Here is a 19,352-nt window from a genome sequence, read left to right as displayed (position 1 = left end):
TGAGGTGTAATAATATTATCATTCTGAATTCATTATAAATCTAATAACAATATATGACATCACCAAAGCTTTTTCACTCTAATGTGAGTGAATGTAGATTTTTCGCCGAAAATCATGGAATCAGCATAGGTATCGTAAGAATAATTGATCAAATTAACAGTATTGTAATGCTTAAGGAACTTCTCCCTGATAAAATTACTGTTTAAACATTTCATTTTAATAATAAAATATAAATGGCGCCACTTTAAAAAAAGTGACGCCATTTTATATGGGTTATATATTCCTTATTTTGAATTTTCAAGTTTTAATACATCTTATTTTCTGCATATTTATAAACTGTCTTTTCATCCCAAACAAATAATTGAATAGAGCTATACGGTGGTATTTTGTATGAATACCCTGCGCTTTTTATATCAAATCCCTGCCCATAACTATCACTGGCATTTAATACGAGTATTCTCTGACCTCGGAAAACTTTTCCTAATGTAAATTGCTCACCATACATACATCTGATGACCAGCATTCTATTATCAGAATCATAATACTGAATTCCTGGCTGCTGCTCAATCATTCCATGAGACAATCTCATTCTAGAGTCCTCATTGATAATCTCATCATCAAGGTAGGAAAGACTTCCGTCAGGAATAAATAAAGTATTAGGCTTTTCATCTTTTGATTTAAAGTTTTCAGTAGCCTTTACAGAGCCCTCAACATATACTGGACCGGCAATATTAACTTTATGCGAATCATTAGCCGGTGCACCTATACCAATATTATGGCTCTTTCTATGGAAGTTAATACCTTCCCAACCCTTATATTTACTTGAATATTTATAATACTCACCTTCCAATACAGTTAAATAGAACCCATCCTGTTCATTATATATACCGGATTCTCCGCCATTATATTCATCAGCAACCATTAATCCATTACCTGTATGACTAGTAAATTGCTGGTTTACAATAACACCGTTATTAGACATATAATTCCAGCTATTGATATTACCCTGAGAGAAATCTGCGTCACTCCAAACAGTTCTCCAAGGCTGCCATCCTATGTCTCCAGAGCCTGAATAACTTCCTCTGAATTTCATTCCATTTCCTGTTCTGTCAATGGTTAGCTGTTGTCTGCCATCAGCCGAGTTCAGATTTAAAGTAGTTGTATAATTAAACCCTGAAGATGGGGCTTCCTGTCTATAAATTCCAGATTCAGAAACTAAATTTAAATTAGCAACATATTTTAATTCTTTAAACTTATCATTCCAATTACTGATCATAGCAGGGGTAAGATTACCGGCATCCCAAATTACATTTCCCTGAAAAGTTGGTCTTGATCTTAGATGATTAATGGCACCATAATTATCAATGGTCATCGCTATCTGAGGCCCTGCTGCAAACGAATTGGTTGTTGCAAAAGCCATAGATGTACCATTTCCGTCATTACTTCGTACATATATACCGGCTTGTGTACCGCTATTAGAATAAAATCCAATGGATGCTGTATATTGATTATCAGGATTTGAACCACTTTCAGTTTCTACTAAGAAAGAGTATTCGGCTGATGTACTGGTATTGCCCCAGCCTGTGCCTGTATTTTTTGCTCTACCTTTAATAGTTTTAAGTCCGGTAATATCCTGCTGGCCATCGACATTAACAAACTTGCTGTTTGTCCAATTATGCGTTGCTAAAAATACATAACCATCTGTTCTGTGGTATATGTAAGGCGCACCTGCTGATAAACCATTTGAGAATCCTAATGTTTGAGCATTTTCGGCAGAATTAACTTTAGTATCAGGGTTAAAATTATTATTAGTCCAAAGCGATTCTCCATCTGACAGTAAAGGAATATTCCCTTTTTTCGTCATCGTTGTTGTATTTATCGCCTGCCAATATTCTAAGTGATTGCTGAATAAAGGAAAATCTATCCTGTGATACCATGTATTATTTCCTGCTATGTGTAAAGAGTTACCATAAGTAGATGGAAATCCGTTACCTGTCGCCCAATCTGTAACACTTAAAGGATAATCAGTTTTTACTGCAGTTGCATCCTGATGGTTCCCTCTTTTCGCAAGATATTCTCCGGGATTTAAATTGTTCGTAGTCCACGGAATGCCTCCCTGAATTTTAACTGCACCACTATCTGAACTTAATAATAAGTCACCACCATTTACAGCTCTCATTGCAAAGCTATCTCCTGCTCCACTCCATACGGCAGAATTTCCATCAGCTCCAATATAGGCTATATCTTTAGATCCATCATACTTTTGCCAGGTCAGATAATTCCCTGTTTGTGCTGTACTTTTCCATCTCCCTAACATAGCTGGAGTTTCTATATTGAAAGCACCTGTCATAGTACCACCATCTTTTCTGAGATAGTTTCCTAAATCTGAAGATGACACAAAATCTGAGGCTAATCTCTGGCCACCACCCGCTGTTAAGATATAGTTATCATTATACCCAACTTTATTGAAACCTCTTGAGGAAACCTGACCGGCATCAGTAAATGTTATACCATTATTTAAATCCCAATCTTCTGCATTATTGGTAACAGAGGGCGCCAATATCAAATTGTTATTGGTAGGTTTCTGAATTGACCAGGATTTATATGAACTGTTTTTTAGTTTGAAAGGTATTCTGTTATAATAGGATTTTGCTGCCGATATAATTTCATCCGTATTTCTCGTCTGGTAATCGCTCGGTTTGAAATTTACATTATCCCAGGCTTTTCTCCATAGTGTCCAATTTCCATTATGCCCACTTCTATACACCAGTTCTCCTGCATCTGCATTAGTATCATTATATTTTATCTGCAACTGTGCTGTAGTGTCCTGAGCACCCATGTGCAACATAGGACTATATAGATGCTGAACTCCGCCTGCGTTATTGTTTGCTCTGTAAACTCCGGAACTGGAATACCCTCCAAGACTATTGAAGTTATCATTAAACTGAACTGCTTTTGGAATATAGCTGCTGTCTGCAAAATTAGTTAACCAACTTCTTGTAGCGACTACATCAGACGGTAAAGTAATGATATGGGTAGGATATAAGTCAAGATTAGGTTCTAATGCATGAGACCATCCCAGATTCCAATCCTGATAATAGTTTCCATATTTAACTTCCACTCTAGCCACTTCAAATGAGAAATACCCATTCCAAAAAGTCTCTGATTCTCCTAATAAAACACTTACATATCCATCAGTCCCAATCCCAATCCTTGCAGTAGTGGTAGGAAAATTATCTGTTACTTCCCATATCGCTTTTGAACCATTAGTAACCAGAGTTCCTGATACATATTTATAGAAAGCGACATTAACTTTACCTAAGTACTGGCTTTCATATCCATAAATATTAATATCAATACTAAACATTGCATGCTCCGGTGAAGCTTGTGGCATTTTAATCGCTAAAATACCCGTATGTCCTCCAACATCATAATAGCCCTGATAAACTTTATTAAATATTCTTACTTTATTTTGGCTTTTATTAATAGATCCCCCATCTTCAAATTCTAAATCCTTTGTACCAAGATTAACATCCTGTGATGCGCCAGTATAAGGAACATAATTATTTAAAGTTGATGTATTAACAAAAGTTGACGGGTTTAAATTATGAGCATCCCAAACCACTCCATTTACTCCGTTTTTAGAGTGTATTATATCATTGTTATTAGATTCTATAATAGTATTAATCGTTGGGTTTCCTATGTATAATGTGGAGGAACCGCTATAATTTAACACCTGGTTATTACCTGTAGTAAATGAAGTAGAATAAATACCTTGTTTAGAATAAATCTGACCTGAGCGTCCCAGATAATGGGTAGGATGATCCGGATCTCCAAAATGGAAACCAATACCTTCATTCAAGCTATTGGCACTTCCCTGATAATAAGAAAGTCCATAAGCATCTGCATTAGCAAATGACCAGATTCTATTTCTTTCATCGGTTTTGTAGAACCTGTTTTGAAATCCTTCATCTGTTTGCACAAAACCTCTTGAATGGATACCATAAGGAGGAATAAACTGGGAGTCGGTATAAGAAGAAGAGGCTAATAAACCACCAGATAAAATAACTTGAGAATTATTACCGTTTAAACCCGCTATAGGTTTATCTGAATCTAATGCCCAATAGCTACCTGTATCTTTCTTCTCCCAAAATGTATTACCAGAAACTAACTCTTCTTTAGTGAGCAAATGTTTAAGATTTATCTGAACCCTTTTTGTACCTCCCGGATCCGGGTGATCCGACACTGAAGTAACTCTGTTATTCCCCTGGTCTAAACCTCCATATCCAACCGTTACTTTGACATCAAACCCCTGCCAGTAAGATAATTGGGTAAACCAAAAACAAAGTTTACCATTTAAGTTTAAGGCCGTAATTCCATTCCAGTAATATAATGTAGAATAGCCGCTATGAGAAATAATAGTCCCGTTATAGATATAGCCCTGGATCTTACAATCTAAAGGCTGATCATTGCCATACATATTACCTTTAATCTCTAAAAGAAACTGATCTCCATAGTCTACAGAATAATCTACATCAGTTTCAATTAAGGTACCCTGTGGGAAGTTTCTTCCCGAATGATACCAGGAGTCTTCTTTTCTTCGGGAATCATAATCTCCACCGCCTCCCGTCAGAAATTTTTCATTATCTGACCCATCTTTATAATACCCGGCCGATCTCACATAATCAAAAGCATTGCCATTGATATTCATAAAGTGATACCCATTTGGCCTATACTGTAGTGTAGCAGCGTAAAGCCCCGGCTGATGAAAAGAAATTGCAGGGTAAATTGTATCAGACACACCATTACCTCTTACTTCTAAAGCAACTGCATTATAAGCATTACCTGTAGCTCCTGAAAAGGATTTTCTTACCGGTATATCCTGGTATGTATTGGTTGTTACTAAATTTAAATCAGAAACTATTTCCGCATGGGTTCGTGTGCTAATTTTTTTCGTTACAGAATTCCAAACCATTACAGAACCTGCATCGTTTGGAACACTTTTCACAATTATTTCGCCTTCTACAGCGATATGATTGTTAAAATATTCAGGAGCAATCATTAGTCTAATCTAGCAGTTAAAGTAATTCTATATTCATTCGGGGTAAGAGGTGCCAAAACATCTATTTGTACGTCATTTTCTGATATAACCGTACAGCTTACATTTATTTTTCTATTATCAGCATTACGATAACAGATATAGTCAACATTGATGGTATTCCAGCCATGGGTGATGGGGAAAGTAACGGACGATCCGTCTCCGATGTGCCATGTTTGGGATTTAATTTTTGCATCCAAAACAGCTTTGGTAGATTTTGGAGTCATTGCTTTAGTAATATTGACTCCTTCAATAGCTTCAACATCTGTAGCGATCTGGATCAGACCTTTTACCGAATCTGTAGCGTCTACAATATCAGGAATACCTTTTTCTATAATCTGATAATTTTTAGGGATATTGTAAGCATCATCGGTATTGGCAATAAGATGGTCACCCACAGATACAGGTTCATTGCCCACCCATCCATTGGCTGTAATTACCCATACCATTCCTGTTTTAATTACAGCTGCTGTAGCAGGTGATGGCATCGTCATTGAACCTTCAACAGTAGAAGGAATATAACCTCCCGGCTGATAGATCAGTGCTCCTGTAAGGCTTTGTCCTATGAAGTTTTCAACATAAGTTTTAATCTTATAGGATGACCATGTAAAGGTACCTGACTGAATAGCGTCATTCACAACAATAGAAACAATATCTGCATTGGTAAGATTTCGGCCTGCTACTTTAATAACATGCCCTGAACTATTGGTCAATATCTGACTTAGCAATAGAAGCCCGCTTGTCTGATTGGTCTGAAATGGATTATTAGTCAGCGGATAATCCGGATGTACATAATTTTCGGCCAAATTAATCCATTCGGTTCCGTTCCATTGATGCAACTGGCCGTTATAATCAATTACCCAGCCTGCAGGAACACCATCCGTACTGGGAAATGAAGTAAATTGTTGAAAACGGGTACGTTGTAGTTCCCCGAAAAAATTATCCTGATTTGCGTTGTTACTGATTACTGCATTGTTATTCATAGTTTTCTATTTTTTATGGTTTAACTTTTAAAATGAGAATGTTTATAGGATTAGCAAGGTCGCCCAGCATCTTGATCTCGATGGTTTGATTGGTTGCATAATCGTCAATATTTATTTTTTTTCCGGTAACACTATCCCGGGCCTGAATGATTACATTTTCCGTTTCAAGGGTATTGGGAAATACTGCACTTCCGGTAATCTGCACTACTGCACTTTCAGCTGTCTGAGAGATCAGCAAAACCTTATCATAGATCTGCTTATTAAATTCCTGTTGATTTTTCGGGCTGCTTAGCCAATCGTAGTCCAATACCAGCTTTACTTTATCTTCACTTGATTCTCCGATAGGAAGAGCTTTTAAAGCTTCAATATCATCACGGTTTTTTTTAATGAAGTTTACTATTTCCTGAAGTTCATCTAAAGACAGATCATTAGACAAGAGGATTTTTCTAACATTTTCTATCTTCAGGGCTAAGTCTTTATCAGCATCTTTCAGTGCATCTACAAAGCTATTTACCTGTATTTTAGTGTACACATTCCCCAATTGATCAGAACTGTCAATTGTAGCAACATTGCTTATTCCAAGTTTGCTTTTCCAGCTGTCAACATGAGCCGAGGTCAGATTACCGGCATTCAATAAAGCCAGATATTCCGAATGAGCTTTTGGGTCTTTTAAGTGTTCCTGAAATGCTTCCGCACTGGCAAATAATTGAAAGATTTCTTCAAATCCTTCAATACCTGTCACAGGGATTAAGTCATCTTTGTGATAAAAAGATAAAAACGTGTCTTTAAACTGGGTTTCTGTTGGAAAATCTCCAGTTTCAAACCAACTTAAAATTGTATGTAATGGTGTACTCATTTGATAATTGATAATTAGTTTTGATAAAATTGTTAATTGGGAAAGGCTTAAAGATGATTTCTATCGTGTGATATTTTAAGCGAGCGAAGAAGTCCATATATCTGCAGATGATGCTATACCACATTGCATTCACTCAGAAAGAATCAATGAAGCGGATTCCACTTTGCAATCTCAAAATATTACAATGATACTATAACATCTTTGCCTGAAACCTGAACTGTATGAGCAGTTTGAAGGCGGAACAAAGTAGGCTGCACATGAATTTGGAGATTTATTTCCAATGATAACAGAGGGTTTAGAGTTCCCAGTATTAGGTAGAAATCGTTTATTTAGAAAAGAACAGATCAGCTTCAGCCTTTCTTCTGTGGATGAGTCCGTTTAATGTTTTTCCGGCAGCCGTAATGTATTTTGTGGTAAACCAATTTCTGATAGCCTGCTCTTCTGCTTTTTTATTAATCAAAGAAAATAGTCCGTCTGATCCACCGGTATTGTAAGTGTGTGAAACAAGAGCATCAAATTGATTCTGAGTAAGATTCAGTTTAATTTTGCTGTTGACGATTTTTTCATAAGTTGGTAAAACTGATGAAAATAGCTCTATTCCTTTCTCTTTAGTGATGGCAGGATCTTTCATGGTTACTTTTTTCCCTCCGGGATAGTACGTGTTGCCATATCCAATTGTCGGAATTCCTGCAGAATCCAGATAAGGCTTTGAACTGAAACCTTCAAATGATACAATCAGATTGATTCCCTTTTGTGATGTTTTCATGTTTTAAAATATTTGTAGGTGAAAAAGATGAGTATTAAAGTGATTCCAATAATTGTAATGAAAATCCAGGCCAGGATCTCCAATCCATCTGTTTGAATTTTCCTGGTTTCTTCAGAGACTTTTGAAGCCACTTCTTTAACTGTTTCTTTTGAACTTGTTTTTTGGATCAAATCCTGGATAACATGAGTAGTTTCTTCTTTTCTAAGCTCTGATTTTTCATGGTTGCCCTTTGCGTAAGAGCTGCTGATGGAATATTCTGCATTTCCCACAATAGAAATACGTTGAAGCGTATCACGTCCCACTACATTATGGAAAACAAAGGGATTAGATGCATCCGATTTTCCTTTAATCAATAGCTCTCCGGATATTTCATTTCTCTCTTCCTTCAGCGACACCTCATCCGATATACTTTGAGCTGACTGTGAGCTTTGAAGGATTAAAGAATCAGCTTTTATTTCTTCTGTTTTTTTTGTATTTTCTTTATAAGTGGCTGTAATTTTGTGTTTACTCCGGCAGCCCAACATGAGACTGCTCAATATGAGCAATAACAGAATTTTTGTTTTCATGAGTTTTAGTTTTAAAAATTGAAAAGGCTTATCTTGAATTCTTCAATCCCAGAAAATCCAAATGATATTCAAATTCTTACATAAAGATTTTATCTTCTTTTACGTATTCTTTTTTGATGCTATCTAGCAACATGTCTAAGCTTACTTTGAAACCAGGTTCTTTTAACGCAATTGTTTTTAAACTTACATCCTGTATGATATTCATAATATTTGAACCGGTTAACTCATATCGTTGAGCAATTTGCTCCAGATCAATATCTTCAAGTTGTAATTGTTCGGGTAAATTTTGCTGCCAGATACGCAGACGCTCTTCATGCTTTGGATTATTAAATTGTATGCAGCTATGAAAGCGTCGCGTAAAGGCTTTATCCATATTATTTTTAAAGTTGGATGCCAGAATAATAAGGCCTGAAAATGTTTCTATGCGTTGCAGCAAATAAGAAACTTCCTGATTGGCATATTTGTCATGGGCATCTTTTACAGAGGTTCGTTTTCCGAAAATAGCATCTGCTTCATCAAAAAATAAAATCCAGTTTTTATTTTCTGCTTTGTTGAATAGTTTAGCTAATTGTTTTTCTGTTTCTCCGATGTATTTTGAGACCAGCATAGAAACATCCACTCTGAAAACAGGACGCTGAGTATATTTCCCTAAAAGGCTGGCCGCAAGAGTTTTTCCTGTTCCCGGTTCTCCATGAAACAACACTCTGAACCCTGGTTTAAGTTTGGTCTGCATATTCCAATCTTCCATCAAAGTCCGGCTGCTATTGTACCAGGCTTCAATACTTTTAAGCTCCTGTAAAGTAGTTTGAGGAAGAATCAAATCTGTCCATGATCGATGGGTGAGTATTTGTTCTGCAGGAAACTCATTGCTCATTTTTGGTAATAATTCCAGGCCAAACATGATCTTTTTAAAAGCTTCTTCATGAATATTGATCTGACTGTTCATTGATGCATGTTCATGGGCTGAACCTGAAAAAACAATGAGCTCTTCCTGATTCAAAACTGAATCCGGGCCGAAATAATCCAGTGATTTTAATCTTTCTGAAATACTATCCCCTCCCAAAACGTACTGGACTGTCTGAATTGTAGGATAAAAGAGCCTGCCGCTATCGTTGGTTGAACAGAAGTCAAACAGTGCACTCCCCGGAAACTCCAGATAAATGCGTTTCAGAAATGCGGGATCCAATCGTGGCAATAAAGCCATTAAAAGAATCACAACTTCCTGATGGGCAAGCTCTTTCTCTGAAATATAATCACCTAATTGAAAATTTTCATGGTTATTAGTATTAAATTCAGGAGCTCCTACATTAAAATCCTCTGAAGGATTGTTGATACGCCATGTAATAACCTTTTCTAAATGAGTAAATAATTTTTGTAATTGTTCTGACTCCATTGGTTTTTATCTTTTTTAAGATCCTGTGGTCTGCATCCATTTCACTTTTAAGATGCTTCCACTGATCCTGTCGTTGATTTCAAGAAACCTCAACCGGAAAGTTGCTCACATTCGAGTATCTCTCTACAGTTGACATAGTACTGTTTTTGGAAAGTAGTTCCTTCATTGGAACCCTTCTTTTTAAGGAATAAATCTGCATTTAAAAGAGAAGAAGAGATCCGAAGACCTGCCATTCTGCCTAATGCTTATACATTAAAAAATTCCGGAACTTCAGATGCTAAAAGGTGTGCCAGTAAAAGTCTCTCCGATTGAGGTGATATTTTAGTAATGAGAATGTAATGGATTACTTCTCTGCCGCCTTGTGATCTTAATATATTTTATAGGGATAGGATGCGGCTTGTTGTATTACATAATAGCAATTACTATGTTGTTGTGTACAGTTCAAAATTAATCCCTTTTTTGTTCTTATAAAAGTTTTCTGCCCTATCTGTACTGTAGTTGCAGTAACTCTTAATTTTTTTTTGAATCAAATGATGGTTTATATCATTACTGTTACTTCAGAAGTATGAAGATTTTGCACTACTGATTCCTGTTAAGAAATTCCAGCCACACTATTTTTCATTAATAGAATAACTACATTCGATTCTTACATTTCTGACTTTTTCTACCTGACCGCCCCACCAACTCTCCTGACTTTGCCCGGCGTTTAAGATTCCAGTTGTTAAAAGTCTATCATCATCCACATCATACACGTTACATTGTATGGATTGATTGATTTCCTGAAGGTCTGCATTATAATAGAGATACAGGAAATCCCATACATCATAATGCTCGGTAACAGAATCTTCAGTTTTGTATTTATCTCCCCAGTATTGCGAATATGCTCTATATTGGATAGGTATTTCAGTTTTATTAATAAACTTAATGTTTGTATTGACAACATTTACTTTTTGTTGAATATCTTCTTTATGAATATCTATGGGGACATTATAGTTCTTCAGTTCTCCAAAGTCGAATCCATCAGGAATTGCAGGCAGATTGTTCCCAAATAATCTACGAACGTAATAGTTATTACCTAATTGATAGCCAAAACTATAATATTCGGTTCCTTTTAAATCACCACCTCCTGTTGTTTTTTCTATTGCAATAGTATAAGGTGCACTGCCCAATAAGAATTGTCTTATTGTACCTACTTTGGTGGAATCTCTAATAATGATCACCTGATCTTCTTCATCCTGTGAAGTGATTACAACCTGTACTTCTAAGTCTCCGATGTTATTTGCAGAATAGTAAACAAATGCATTATCAATATATGCCATACGGTTAACAAAAGCTACCAATTCTCTTTTTGTCAGGACATCATTCTTATGCCTTAAGGAATCTATCAATTCCGAAAATTGACCTTGCGTTGGATGTTTACCTGTTTCGAAATAGGTTTTTAATTCTTCTCTTGGGGTTAATTTATTTTCTTCCATTATATTTTATTATTCTTTACAATTTAATTGCCTTTGGATTCAATGATTATTTTTTTATGTTTTTAAAATTCGGGATTCATCCTTTTGTTATTCCTGTAAAAATTTAAAAGTTTCTCCATTCTGCTGTATCCTTTGGTTTTAATAATCGGATGATGGATTACTTAATTTCGAAACCGAAGTTCATCTTTTTTCTCTTTCCGGGAAAGTTTTTTGAATGCTCTGTTCTGTAGTTGCAGTAAGTGTTATTTTTTTAAAGACCCAGAGCGTTGAACATCTCGGATGCAATAGCCTCCATCCCCAAATCACCGGGATGAATCAGAACTCCTCTTTTAGCTTTTACTATTTTACATTTTCAGAATAGCTGCATTCGATTCTTATATTTCTGATTCCATTAACCTGACCGCCATTCAAAGAAACCTGGTTTTGTCCTGCTGGTAAATAACCAGTGGCCAAAAGGGTGTCATTTTCAGCATTAAAGATTTCACATTTAATGGATTGAATAACTTTTGTAAGGTCTGCTCTATAATAGAAACTCAAAGAATCTTCCAGGTCATAATGATCCGTAACTGTATCTTCAGCTCTATATCGATTATTCCATCCCGCGCTTTCTATTCTATACTGGATAGGCACTTCAGTTTTATTAACGAACTTAACACTGGTGTTTAAAATGTTTATTTTTCTTCCAAAACCTCCTTTCGAAAGTTGTATAGGTAACCCAATACCTTCCAGCTCTCCAAAGTCAAATCCAACGGGGATTGTCTTCAGATTATTCCCGAAAAATCTGTAAACAGTGTAAGTTTGATCTAATTGATACGCCAAACTATAATATTCCGTTTCTTTCAAATCACCTTCAAAGATTTCTTTTACTTTTATCGTATAAGGTGCACTCCCTACAAAATAACGTTTGTCTAAAAAGCTTTTGAAATCAGCAGATGAGATCACCTGATCCGGTTCATCATTTGTGCTTACTACGATTGAAAATTTTAGATTTCCGACATTATTTGTTGAAAAATTAACGTATGAGTTATCAATAGCTGCCAAACTATTGGCAAAAATGGCCAGTTCTCTTTTGGTAAGAACATCTTCTCTAAGTCTTAAGGAATCTATCAGATCTTCAAACTGGCTTTGTGTGGGATATTTTCCTGTTTCAAAATAGTTTTTTAACTGGTCTCTGGTTGTTAGTTTATTTTCCTCCATAATACTTCTTTATAATTTATGCTTGCGGGCATTATTACACTTTGGTTTCAATGATAATTTATGTTATGTTTTAAAGTTCTGAACTCATCCTTTTTTATCCCTGGAAAAGGGTTTTAGTCTCGTTACGCTGTAGTTACAGCACCGTTTTGTTATAAGAAGCAGGATGATGACTTCTTATGTTTCATTGCCCAAAATTCATACTTTTTTTGTTCCTGTGAAAGTTTTTTGGCCCCGCTATTCTGTAGTTGCAGTACCCTCTACTTTTCAGGAATAAAAAAGGCCCGGATCTTATAATCCGAGCCTTTTTAGCTTCTATCCTTAACGTTAATTTTTTTTTCGCAGAGTTGATGATTAATCCAGCTTAAAGAAGAAATATACTACCGCCGCCCACTCTTTTTTGATTCCTTTTGCATACCCGATAGTGCTACGGCTGCTGTTTTCAACCGTTCCATCATCTTTGATGTAGCCAATGGTGGAATGACTGCTGTTTTCTACAGTACCATCTTTTTTTACATAGCCTACCGTAGAACGGCTCTTATTTTCAATAGTTCCGTCAATTTTGATGTACCCAATAGTGCTTCGACTTTTATTTTCGATAGTCCCATCATTTTTAATGTATCCCACAGTGGAATGACTGCTGTTTTCTATGGTCCCATCACTTTTGATATAACCAGTGGTGCTGTGGCTTCCGGATTCTATAGTTTGGGCGCTTACAGAAAGACTGAAGAGAAGGGAACAAAAGAATAGTGTTTTTTTCATATTCAATATTTTAATGAGTTGTTAACTTTGGTTATTTGATGTATTCAAAAGTATTGATTATTCTTTTATAAAGATAAAAACTTGTAGATAAATGATTGAAAATAAAACCGCACGAAAGGATTCGTGCGGTAGCAGGAGTGAATGTTATTGAAAGAAAAAGCGAAACTTCCAGTTTTGGAAATTTCGCTTTTTATGATAGCTATTGAATTAAATATATTTTAAATAATGCTCCATTCCATTACATCTTCGACATCTAACAGTTCTAGATAACACTCTATTTCTATTGTTTTAAGTTCTTAAAAGAAATATCTATCATCCCATATTGGTTCGAATCTCCTGCTCGTATCCATTTATAGCTTGGATGCAATGGTGAAGACTTAAAAGTATTGATTGTTATGTTAGACATTATGTCTTTAAATATGAATTTATTTTATTTTTAATGATTCATATAATTTTATAAATTCATCCATCTTAAAATCAGGAAAGAGTAAAGGCATATCTTCCACAAAATCATCATATCTGGATTTCCCCAACATTGCACCATCATACTTTCCATACTCAAGATATACAATTACATATTGCCACATCATATAACCTCTTGCTGCAAAAACAAGTTCCACATAGCCTTCAAAATTTACTTTTAATGGATAGAAGCCTATTCCAAAATCATGAAAATAAACCATTTCATCTTCATTTTCTTTACTAAAAACACCAGCACAAACATCTTCAATATAATCTACAGGTATAAATTGCCCCGTTTTTGAAAAAGAATCTTCACCTTCTATATAATAGTTGTAGCCTTTTTCAAGTTCAACAATATTGGGTCTTTCAAATAATTCGTCTAAAGGAACTATATTGATTATTCCACGTTCACTTGTTTTTTGTCCTTCGTTTCTTGTAGGAATATTACCTTCCCAATTATATGAATAGCCATTAGTAAAACTATAAAATCCCAGCATTGTATCTAATAAATAGTGTTTATATTCATTAAAAAAATCTTCTCCTTTCGATTTGGTACTTCTTGGTCCATCACCTCCAATAAATTTTATTAGCTTTTGGTCCTCAGCTTCAATTAATGGCTTTACTAATCTTTGATACTCGTATTTATCCATATTTAAAATTCAATTTTTCCGTTCGCCACTAATTTATTCAATTTTTCTTTAGTAATATGATTAATTTTAATTAGATCATTAATTTCTAAATATCCAATTCTTCTTCTCAAATTAAATATCCCAGTGGCTATTGTTTCGCTAAAAACAGATTTTAAATCTTCTACAGTAGCAGCATTTATGTTTATCTTCGAATCTCCTTTCTTTAAATCATAATTCGATAAATCGGAATCTTTTAAATCATTTACAATTGTTTCCAAATGTACATTTTTTCCTTTAGCTGCACCTGTTTCTTCGTCTATTTCAACTGCATGAGCTGTAAGTTTTAAAGGTACAAACTGTTCATTCAATATGATTTCTCTCAATACTTTTTTCTCAGTTTCCAACTTGTCACTATTTTCTAATTGACTTAATAAATGGCTATTAACCTTTCTTCCATAGACTGCCTTTACATTATAATGATAAGTTATGTTTTTCTCAATACCATCTTTTAATGTTTTCTCAATACTGCTCTCATGGTTACTGTTAGCACTTCTAGACAAAGGAGTTAAGTTTTCCCAAATACCTGGACCATGTAGTTTTTGACTTAATAAATGTCCTCTAACATAAAAGCGATACCTTTTATCAATATTCGAATAAACGGGTGTGGTTATCCCCCCGGTATCAGAACCTTGTGTTCCAGAATGAGGTATTTTCGACAAATATTCTATAGTCATAGAATCACCAAATCCACCGTAAGTTGTACCCTTAAATATTGGAACTGATGATTGTCCCACTTTAAATAATTCTTTTGTTAAAATAAAAATTTCATTAAAAATTTTAGACATTTTAGTTTCATACTTTTCATCTTTATTGTCTAATGCTTTCATCTGAACTACAAGATTCAACAATTTTTGCTTTGTAGCTACTTTCTTAGGATCTGACTTATCAATTTCAACTGTTTTTATGTAATCTTCATAAGTTCTTGGAGTACTTCTCATCATCAAAACATCTTTATCTCCTTTATCTTCGAAATATAAAGTATGCTTATCCCCTCTAGGTGTTTCAAATTTTTCTTTACCATTAAAATCTCCTTCCTTAGCATTATTCTCTTCTTTATTTTCTTTAACCTTTTTATCTCTTTTGTCCTTCTTACCAAAGCCTAGTTTCCCAACACCAATTTTTCCAAGCAAACCTTTAGCTTTACTCTTCACAAAAGTCCAGAACTTAGTAATAGCTTTCACAATACGCTCACGTATTTTACGTATTACCCCCACAACTTTATCTGCTAATCCACCAATTCCCAATAATGAAGCTAAGAAACCTATCAGTACAGGAACAGCTTTACCTAATGCATTTTCTATGGCTTTGGCTACTGCACCTACATTTCCGCTGGCGATTGCTTTTATACTATCAGTGAAGGCTTTTACCAGTTCCATGATTTGTGCTGCACGCTGAATGAAGAATTTCACAACATCTATAATCGCCATTGCTGCTTTTATAAATGCTCCTACGGGAGTCATTAATCCCATGATCCATTTAATACCTGCCTGGATTACCTGTGTCTGGATAATGTCCATAATAGCATCCATTACCGTAGCTTTGAGGTCCACAAACTGATCTTTCAAATGCTCCCAAAGTCCGGCAACACCTTCTTTACGAACAATCTGTACCATTTCAAAGCTTGTTTCAAGAACTTTCATTACAGGTTCTCCTATCACTTTAGAACCGATGGCTCTAATGCCGCTCCATGTTAGGCCAAGCACCTGCGTGGTAATGGAGAAAATTCCTTTTAATGAGAATACATCTTCCGGCATCGTGCTAGAAATACCTTTCATTGCTCCGGTTAACCATCCAAAGAAGCCAGTTTTAAGGTGGGTCCAGATATTGTTCCCGAAATTGGTAAACCCTTGTGAAACTCCGGCAATAAGATTTTTGAAAAACCCTATCGGATCCATGATGATCGCCTGAATAGCACTGATAACCCCGGATAATAAATTGGTAAGCGTATTTTTAATTTCAATAATAATAGCAAACACGCTGGTTTTAAGTACCTCAAGAGCCTGATTAACCCATCCACTATTTTGTGTTTTTAAGTCTGAAATTCTGGCATCAATACTGGTTATATTGTCTGCGTATTTTTTAGCCAATACATCAATTAATGCATCCTTTTTACTGTTTACACTGTCTTCCAATGCATTGAATTTGCTTTGGATCTCTGCAATAGCATCTTTTCCAATTTTTCTTAAACTTGGTGATAAGCTGTTGACATAAGTCTGTACCTCTTTTTTGCCTTTAGCAATTCTGGTTTTGGCTGCATTAAGCTGAGTGGTAACATGGGTTGCAATTTGGTCAATAAACTTATCCATGACTTTAATGTACAGGTCCTTACCACTGTCAAAAAATTTATTGACTTCTTTAGGTAGTCCTGTAGCTTTGTCCCACAACCATTTCCCAGCGGCAACTAAAGCTCCGTATTTTGCATAGGCATCTCCATAACGCTTCTTTTTATAAGCCTTCATTTCTTTATCGACATGGGCTTCAAATGCTTTTTTAGCTTCTCTGCTGCCATTATCAAATTTTTCGGCCACCGACTTATCCAGATTATTTAAAATACCATCCACATCGGTTTTAGAAGTATGATAAATAGTATTAATGTGATCGGCAATTTCTTTTCGTTTTTGACTGTCTTTGCCTGAGGTTTGCTTTTGTTCACCTTGTACATTACCTAATCCGCCTTTTCTTGCACCATGCATGCCACTAATGTGATGTGCCGCCTGTGTTTGGGCTTCATTACGGGTTTTAGACAGCTCTTTATTTTCGTTGGTTCTGAACTGTTGAGTTGCTGCAGCACTTTGGGTTTTGGCTTTATTCTTTTGTGCCAAAGCATCTGTAAACGTAGGCTCATTAGATTTTGCCAACATCGTATCGGTGACTCCATTAGCTTTCATTTCACTGTCGATGCTTGCTGTTTGCTCCTTAATAGGCTGTTCTACGCTTTCTGCATTTCTTTTCACTGGCATCGCTTTCGCTACATTGGGTATTCCCGGAGCATTACCTATATGTTGTGCTGGCATTTTTGCAACGGCACGAACAGGCTGTGCAGCGGTATCAGGTTGTGCAGCTGTTGCAGAAGCAATATCATTAGATGCCAGATTCTTCTCTTTTTTAACATCGCCTACTGCCTTTTGATTAACTTCCTGTATATTGTTGTGTTTCTCAAACTCATCTGCCTGCTCTTCATTTTTCGGAAGCCTGATGTTATGTATTTTTTCACTCAGTAAAGCTTTAAAATCTTCTTTCTTGAACAGCCCTGGTTTTTGTTCATCCATGGTGTTCACCTGGCTGGCTTGCGCCATACTCTGACGTTCGTTGGCTGGTGATGGTGCTGCTGCCTGTGCATCTTCAGATGATTTTTTTGCAGGTTCGTGGCGTTTCTGCACCTGAGCTGTAGCACTGATCCGTCCGCTCAATTCTATAAATCCGGGATTATCCGTAGCATTTGCTGAAGTCTTAGTTTCAGTATCAGCTTCCAACGTTTTATCTGCAATGACAGACTGAGGTTTTTCTACAACAGCAACTTCCGGTTTCCTGGAAACGGCTTTTCCTGTCGTCTTTGTATCCGCTTTTGCTTCCTGATTGCTCTTGCTTTCCTGATAAACTACAGCTTGTTCTTGTACTGTTTTGGGCAGATAGGTTCCCGATTTGAGTTTATGATAATCTTGTATTTGATTGTCATTCAAAGTAGACATATAGCCTTTTTCAATTTTCCTGGTGTCAGGATGATTGATATCTCCGGTTTTCGCCAGACTCTCCTGGAGTTTTCCATAATTTTTTTCTGCTCCCTGCCCATAAATATTTCGTGAATCATGAACCCCTGCAATAGTACCATTGAGGTTGAGCAGGCTGTCATTAGGGTTTCCTGATCCGGTAGTAATGCCTTTATTTCCGGATTTCTGGGTTTGTATACTACCCCCATCTACCTCAGAAAGAGGCATAACCACCGGATTTTTCGGCTTTTGCTTTTTGCTCTGGTTTTTATGGGTCTTATTGTCTTTTTCTACAGGTTTTGCTGCTTTCATTGACTTAGTTTTTTAATTTCATATTGTTTAAAAGACCTATAGGCACAACTAAAATATTGTGCCTTATAGGGTGCCTGCCGGGTTGGAAAAATCATACCGGGTGCGGTAGATTCTTTAAGAATGTAAGTAAATAGAAATGGTATTTGACTTTGAGAAACAGGCAACACTGAACCATTTCCTTGTTTGTTCTCTTGTTTTTGAATTTTCAGGTTTTTAAGTTTTAGTTCCACTCTTTTTCAGGATAATATCTCCTGCAGAGTGACTGATTCTGTTATTATGATAAAGACTGTCTCAAAATCTTTTTATGATTTCATCTCATCTTTCTTTTCTTCTTCCTCGTCAGACTGTCTGTCTGTCTTCACTCCATATCGGTTATCAATAAAAAGATTCACTGCTTTATCAATCCAGTTGGGAAGGTTTGTAGTGATCATTTTCAGAAATTTATCATAACCGTAGCCAAGCACAAATAATATCCCGGTTGAATACCATTTGTCATGCAACTCAGCTCTGTTCATTAAGTAGCTCATCGTAAAGCCTACGATGACTACGATTACCAATGTGATAAAATGTTCCCATGGTTGTTTTTTCTCTTTATTTTGTATGGAGACCAGTACCCTCAGTAATCCTCCTGAAAAAGCTATTGCAGTTCCGATCAAAAGGGCTTTTATACTATCCAGATTCATTCTTTTTCTTCTCTATTATTTATTAAAATGTTTAATTTTCAAACCACTTTCAGATGTTTGATTATTCCTGAGACAGGATGTACATATCATCTAAAAATTTTCTGATTTTCATGATATTTTCGCTCTCATCTGCATACGCTAACTCGTCAATAATATCACTGATATCTCTACCTGGTTTCTTCAGTTTTTCCTTATCTTTTTTCTTTTTTTTCTTTTCCTTTTTTTTCATGGTTACTAGAATTTTGTTAAATGAATAATTGCTTTTTTAGTTTTTTAAAATAGATTTCTCCTCCAATACACTAAGGCCAAACGGTTTACTTTTACAATTCATGTTTCAATTAAAAAAACAGAACTACAAAGCAAAAACCGTTTTTCACCTTAATATTTTACCTATAATTTAAATTTG

The 19,352-nt window shown here is 35.7% G+C and carries 13 protein-coding genes; all 13 read right to left on the bottom strand.

What is annotated here, in order from left to right:
• Positions 1–304 precede the first annotated feature (304 nt).
• The 13 genes from A1704_RS06480 to A1704_RS24395 all read right to left on the bottom strand — a co-directional run bounded on the left by A1704_RS06480 (position 305) and on the right by A1704_RS24395 (position 19,175).
• A complete protein-coding gene (locus tag A1704_RS06480) occupies positions 305–5,062 on the bottom strand; it encodes a head decoration protein (RefSeq protein ID WP_062671695.1) in 4,758 nt (1,585 codons plus the stop codon).
• The gene (locus A1704_RS06475; RefSeq protein ID WP_062671693.1) at positions 5,062–6,081 is read right to left on the bottom strand and encodes a hypothetical protein; all 1,020 of its coding nucleotides are present in this window, start codon (positions 6,079–6,081) and stop codon (positions 5,062–5,064) included. The genes A1704_RS06480 and A1704_RS06475 overlap by 1 nt, the downstream gene beginning before the upstream one ends.
• A 13-nt stretch (positions 6,082–6,094) precedes the next feature.
• Positions 6,095–6,937 (bottom strand): hypothetical protein, encoded by an 843-nt coding sequence (locus A1704_RS06470; RefSeq protein ID WP_062671691.1) that lies wholly within the window; start codon positions 6,935–6,937, stop codon positions 6,095–6,097.
• A gap of 325 nt (positions 6,938–7,262) precedes the next feature.
• Positions 7,263–7,703, bottom strand: coding sequence for a lysozyme (locus tag A1704_RS06465; RefSeq protein ID WP_062671689.1), 441 nt, complete (start codon positions 7,701–7,703; stop codon positions 7,263–7,265).
• A complete protein-coding gene (locus A1704_RS06460; protein WP_131797478.1) occupies positions 7,700–8,269 on the bottom strand; it encodes a hypothetical protein in 570 nt (189 codons plus the stop codon). The genes A1704_RS06465 and A1704_RS06460 overlap by 4 nt, the downstream gene beginning before the upstream one ends.
• A gap of 76 nt (positions 8,270–8,345) precedes the next feature.
• Positions 8,346–9,662 (bottom strand): ATP-binding protein, encoded by a 1,317-nt coding sequence (locus tag A1704_RS06455; protein WP_062671685.1) that lies wholly within the window; start codon positions 9,660–9,662, stop codon positions 8,346–8,348.
• A gap of 611 nt (positions 9,663–10,273) precedes the next feature.
• Positions 10,274–11,137 (bottom strand): hypothetical protein, encoded by an 864-nt coding sequence (locus A1704_RS06450; protein ID WP_062671683.1) that lies wholly within the window; start codon positions 11,135–11,137, stop codon positions 10,274–10,276.
• Between the two features lie 339 nt (positions 11,138–11,476).
• A complete protein-coding gene (locus A1704_RS06445; protein WP_062671681.1) occupies positions 11,477–12,334 on the bottom strand; it encodes a hypothetical protein in 858 nt (285 codons plus the stop codon).
• A gap of 351 nt (positions 12,335–12,685) precedes the next feature.
• Entirely contained in the window at positions 12,686–13,093 is a 408-nt protein-coding gene (locus tag A1704_RS06440) for a 5-fold beta-flower protein (RefSeq protein WP_062671679.1), read from the bottom strand.
• Positions 13,094–13,518: 425 nt separating this feature from the next.
• Entirely contained in the window at positions 13,519–14,205 is a 687-nt protein-coding gene (locus A1704_RS06435; RefSeq protein ID WP_062671677.1) for a hypothetical protein, read from the bottom strand.
• Between the two features lie 2 nt (positions 14,206–14,207).
• Positions 14,208–18,263 carry a hypothetical protein gene (locus tag A1704_RS06430; RefSeq protein ID WP_062671675.1) on the bottom strand — a complete coding sequence of 1,352 codons (4,056 nt, stop codon included), beginning with the start codon at positions 18,261–18,263 and terminating at the stop codon, positions 14,208–14,210.
• A 302-nt stretch (positions 18,264–18,565) separates the two neighbouring features.
• Positions 18,566–18,946, bottom strand: a complete 381-nt coding sequence (locus A1704_RS06420) for a hypothetical protein (protein WP_062671671.1) — start codon at positions 18,944–18,946, stop codon at positions 18,566–18,568.
• A gap of 61 nt (positions 18,947–19,007) precedes the next feature.
• Complete coding sequence (locus tag A1704_RS24395; RefSeq protein ID WP_156106585.1) at positions 19,008–19,175, bottom strand: hypothetical protein; 168 nt, start codon at positions 19,173–19,175, stop codon at positions 19,008–19,010.
• Between the last annotated feature and the right edge of the window lie 177 nt (positions 19,176–19,352).

The sequence above is a fragment of the Chryseobacterium cucumeris genome (assembly GCF_001593385.1).
GTDB classification, from domain to species: Bacteria; Bacteroidota; Bacteroidia; order Flavobacteriales; family Weeksellaceae; genus Chryseobacterium; species Chryseobacterium cucumeris.
The sequence above is the reverse complement of the archived record's forward strand: the minus strand, read 5'-3'. Positions and strand labels throughout refer to the sequence as shown.

What these genes read in the sequence shown, in the direction of transcription:
- A1704_RS06420 (WP_062671671.1), bottom strand. Translation starts at nt 18,946, where the DNA reads ATGAATCTGGATAGTATAAAAGCCCTTTTGATCGGAACTGCAATAGCT.
- A1704_RS06455 (WP_062671685.1), bottom strand. Translation starts at nt 9,662, where the DNA reads ATGGAGTCAGAACAATTACAAAAATTATTTACTCATTTAGAAAAGGTT.
- A1704_RS06460 (WP_131797478.1), bottom strand. Translation starts at nt 8,269, where the DNA reads ATGAAAACAAAAATTCTGTTATTGCTCATATTGAGCAGTCTCATGTTG.
- A1704_RS06480 (WP_062671695.1), bottom strand. Translation starts at nt 5,062, where the DNA reads ATGATTGCTCCTGAATATTTTAACAATCATATCGCTGTAGAAGGCGAA.
- A1704_RS06435 (WP_062671677.1), bottom strand. Translation starts at nt 14,205, where the DNA reads ATGGATAAATACGAGTATCAAAGATTAGTAAAGCCATTAATTGAAGCT.
- A1704_RS24395 (WP_156106585.1), bottom strand. Translation starts at nt 19,175, where the DNA reads ATGAAAAAAAAGGAAAAGAAAAAAAAGAAAAAAGATAAGGAAAAACTG.
- A1704_RS06430 (WP_062671675.1), bottom strand. Translation starts at nt 18,263, where the DNA reads ATGAAAGCAGCAAAACCTGTAGAAAAAGACAATAAGACCCATAAAAAC.
- A1704_RS06445 (WP_062671681.1), bottom strand. Translation starts at nt 12,334, where the DNA reads ATGGAGGAAAATAAACTAACAACCAGAGACCAGTTAAAAAACTATTTT.
- A1704_RS06450 (WP_062671683.1), bottom strand. Translation starts at nt 11,137, where the DNA reads ATGGAAGAAAATAAATTAACCCCAAGAGAAGAATTAAAAACCTATTTC.
- A1704_RS06475 (WP_062671693.1), bottom strand. Translation starts at nt 6,081, where the DNA reads ATGAATAACAATGCAGTAATCAGTAACAACGCAAATCAGGATAATTTT.
- A1704_RS06470 (WP_062671691.1), bottom strand. Translation starts at nt 6,937, where the DNA reads ATGAGTACACCATTACATACAATTTTAAGTTGGTTTGAAACTGGAGAT.
- A1704_RS06440 (WP_062671679.1), bottom strand. Translation starts at nt 13,093, where the DNA reads ATGAAAAAAACACTATTCTTTTGTTCCCTTCTCTTCAGTCTTTCTGTA.
- A1704_RS06465 (WP_062671689.1), bottom strand. Translation starts at nt 7,703, where the DNA reads ATGAAAACATCACAAAAGGGAATCAATCTGATTGTATCATTTGAAGGT.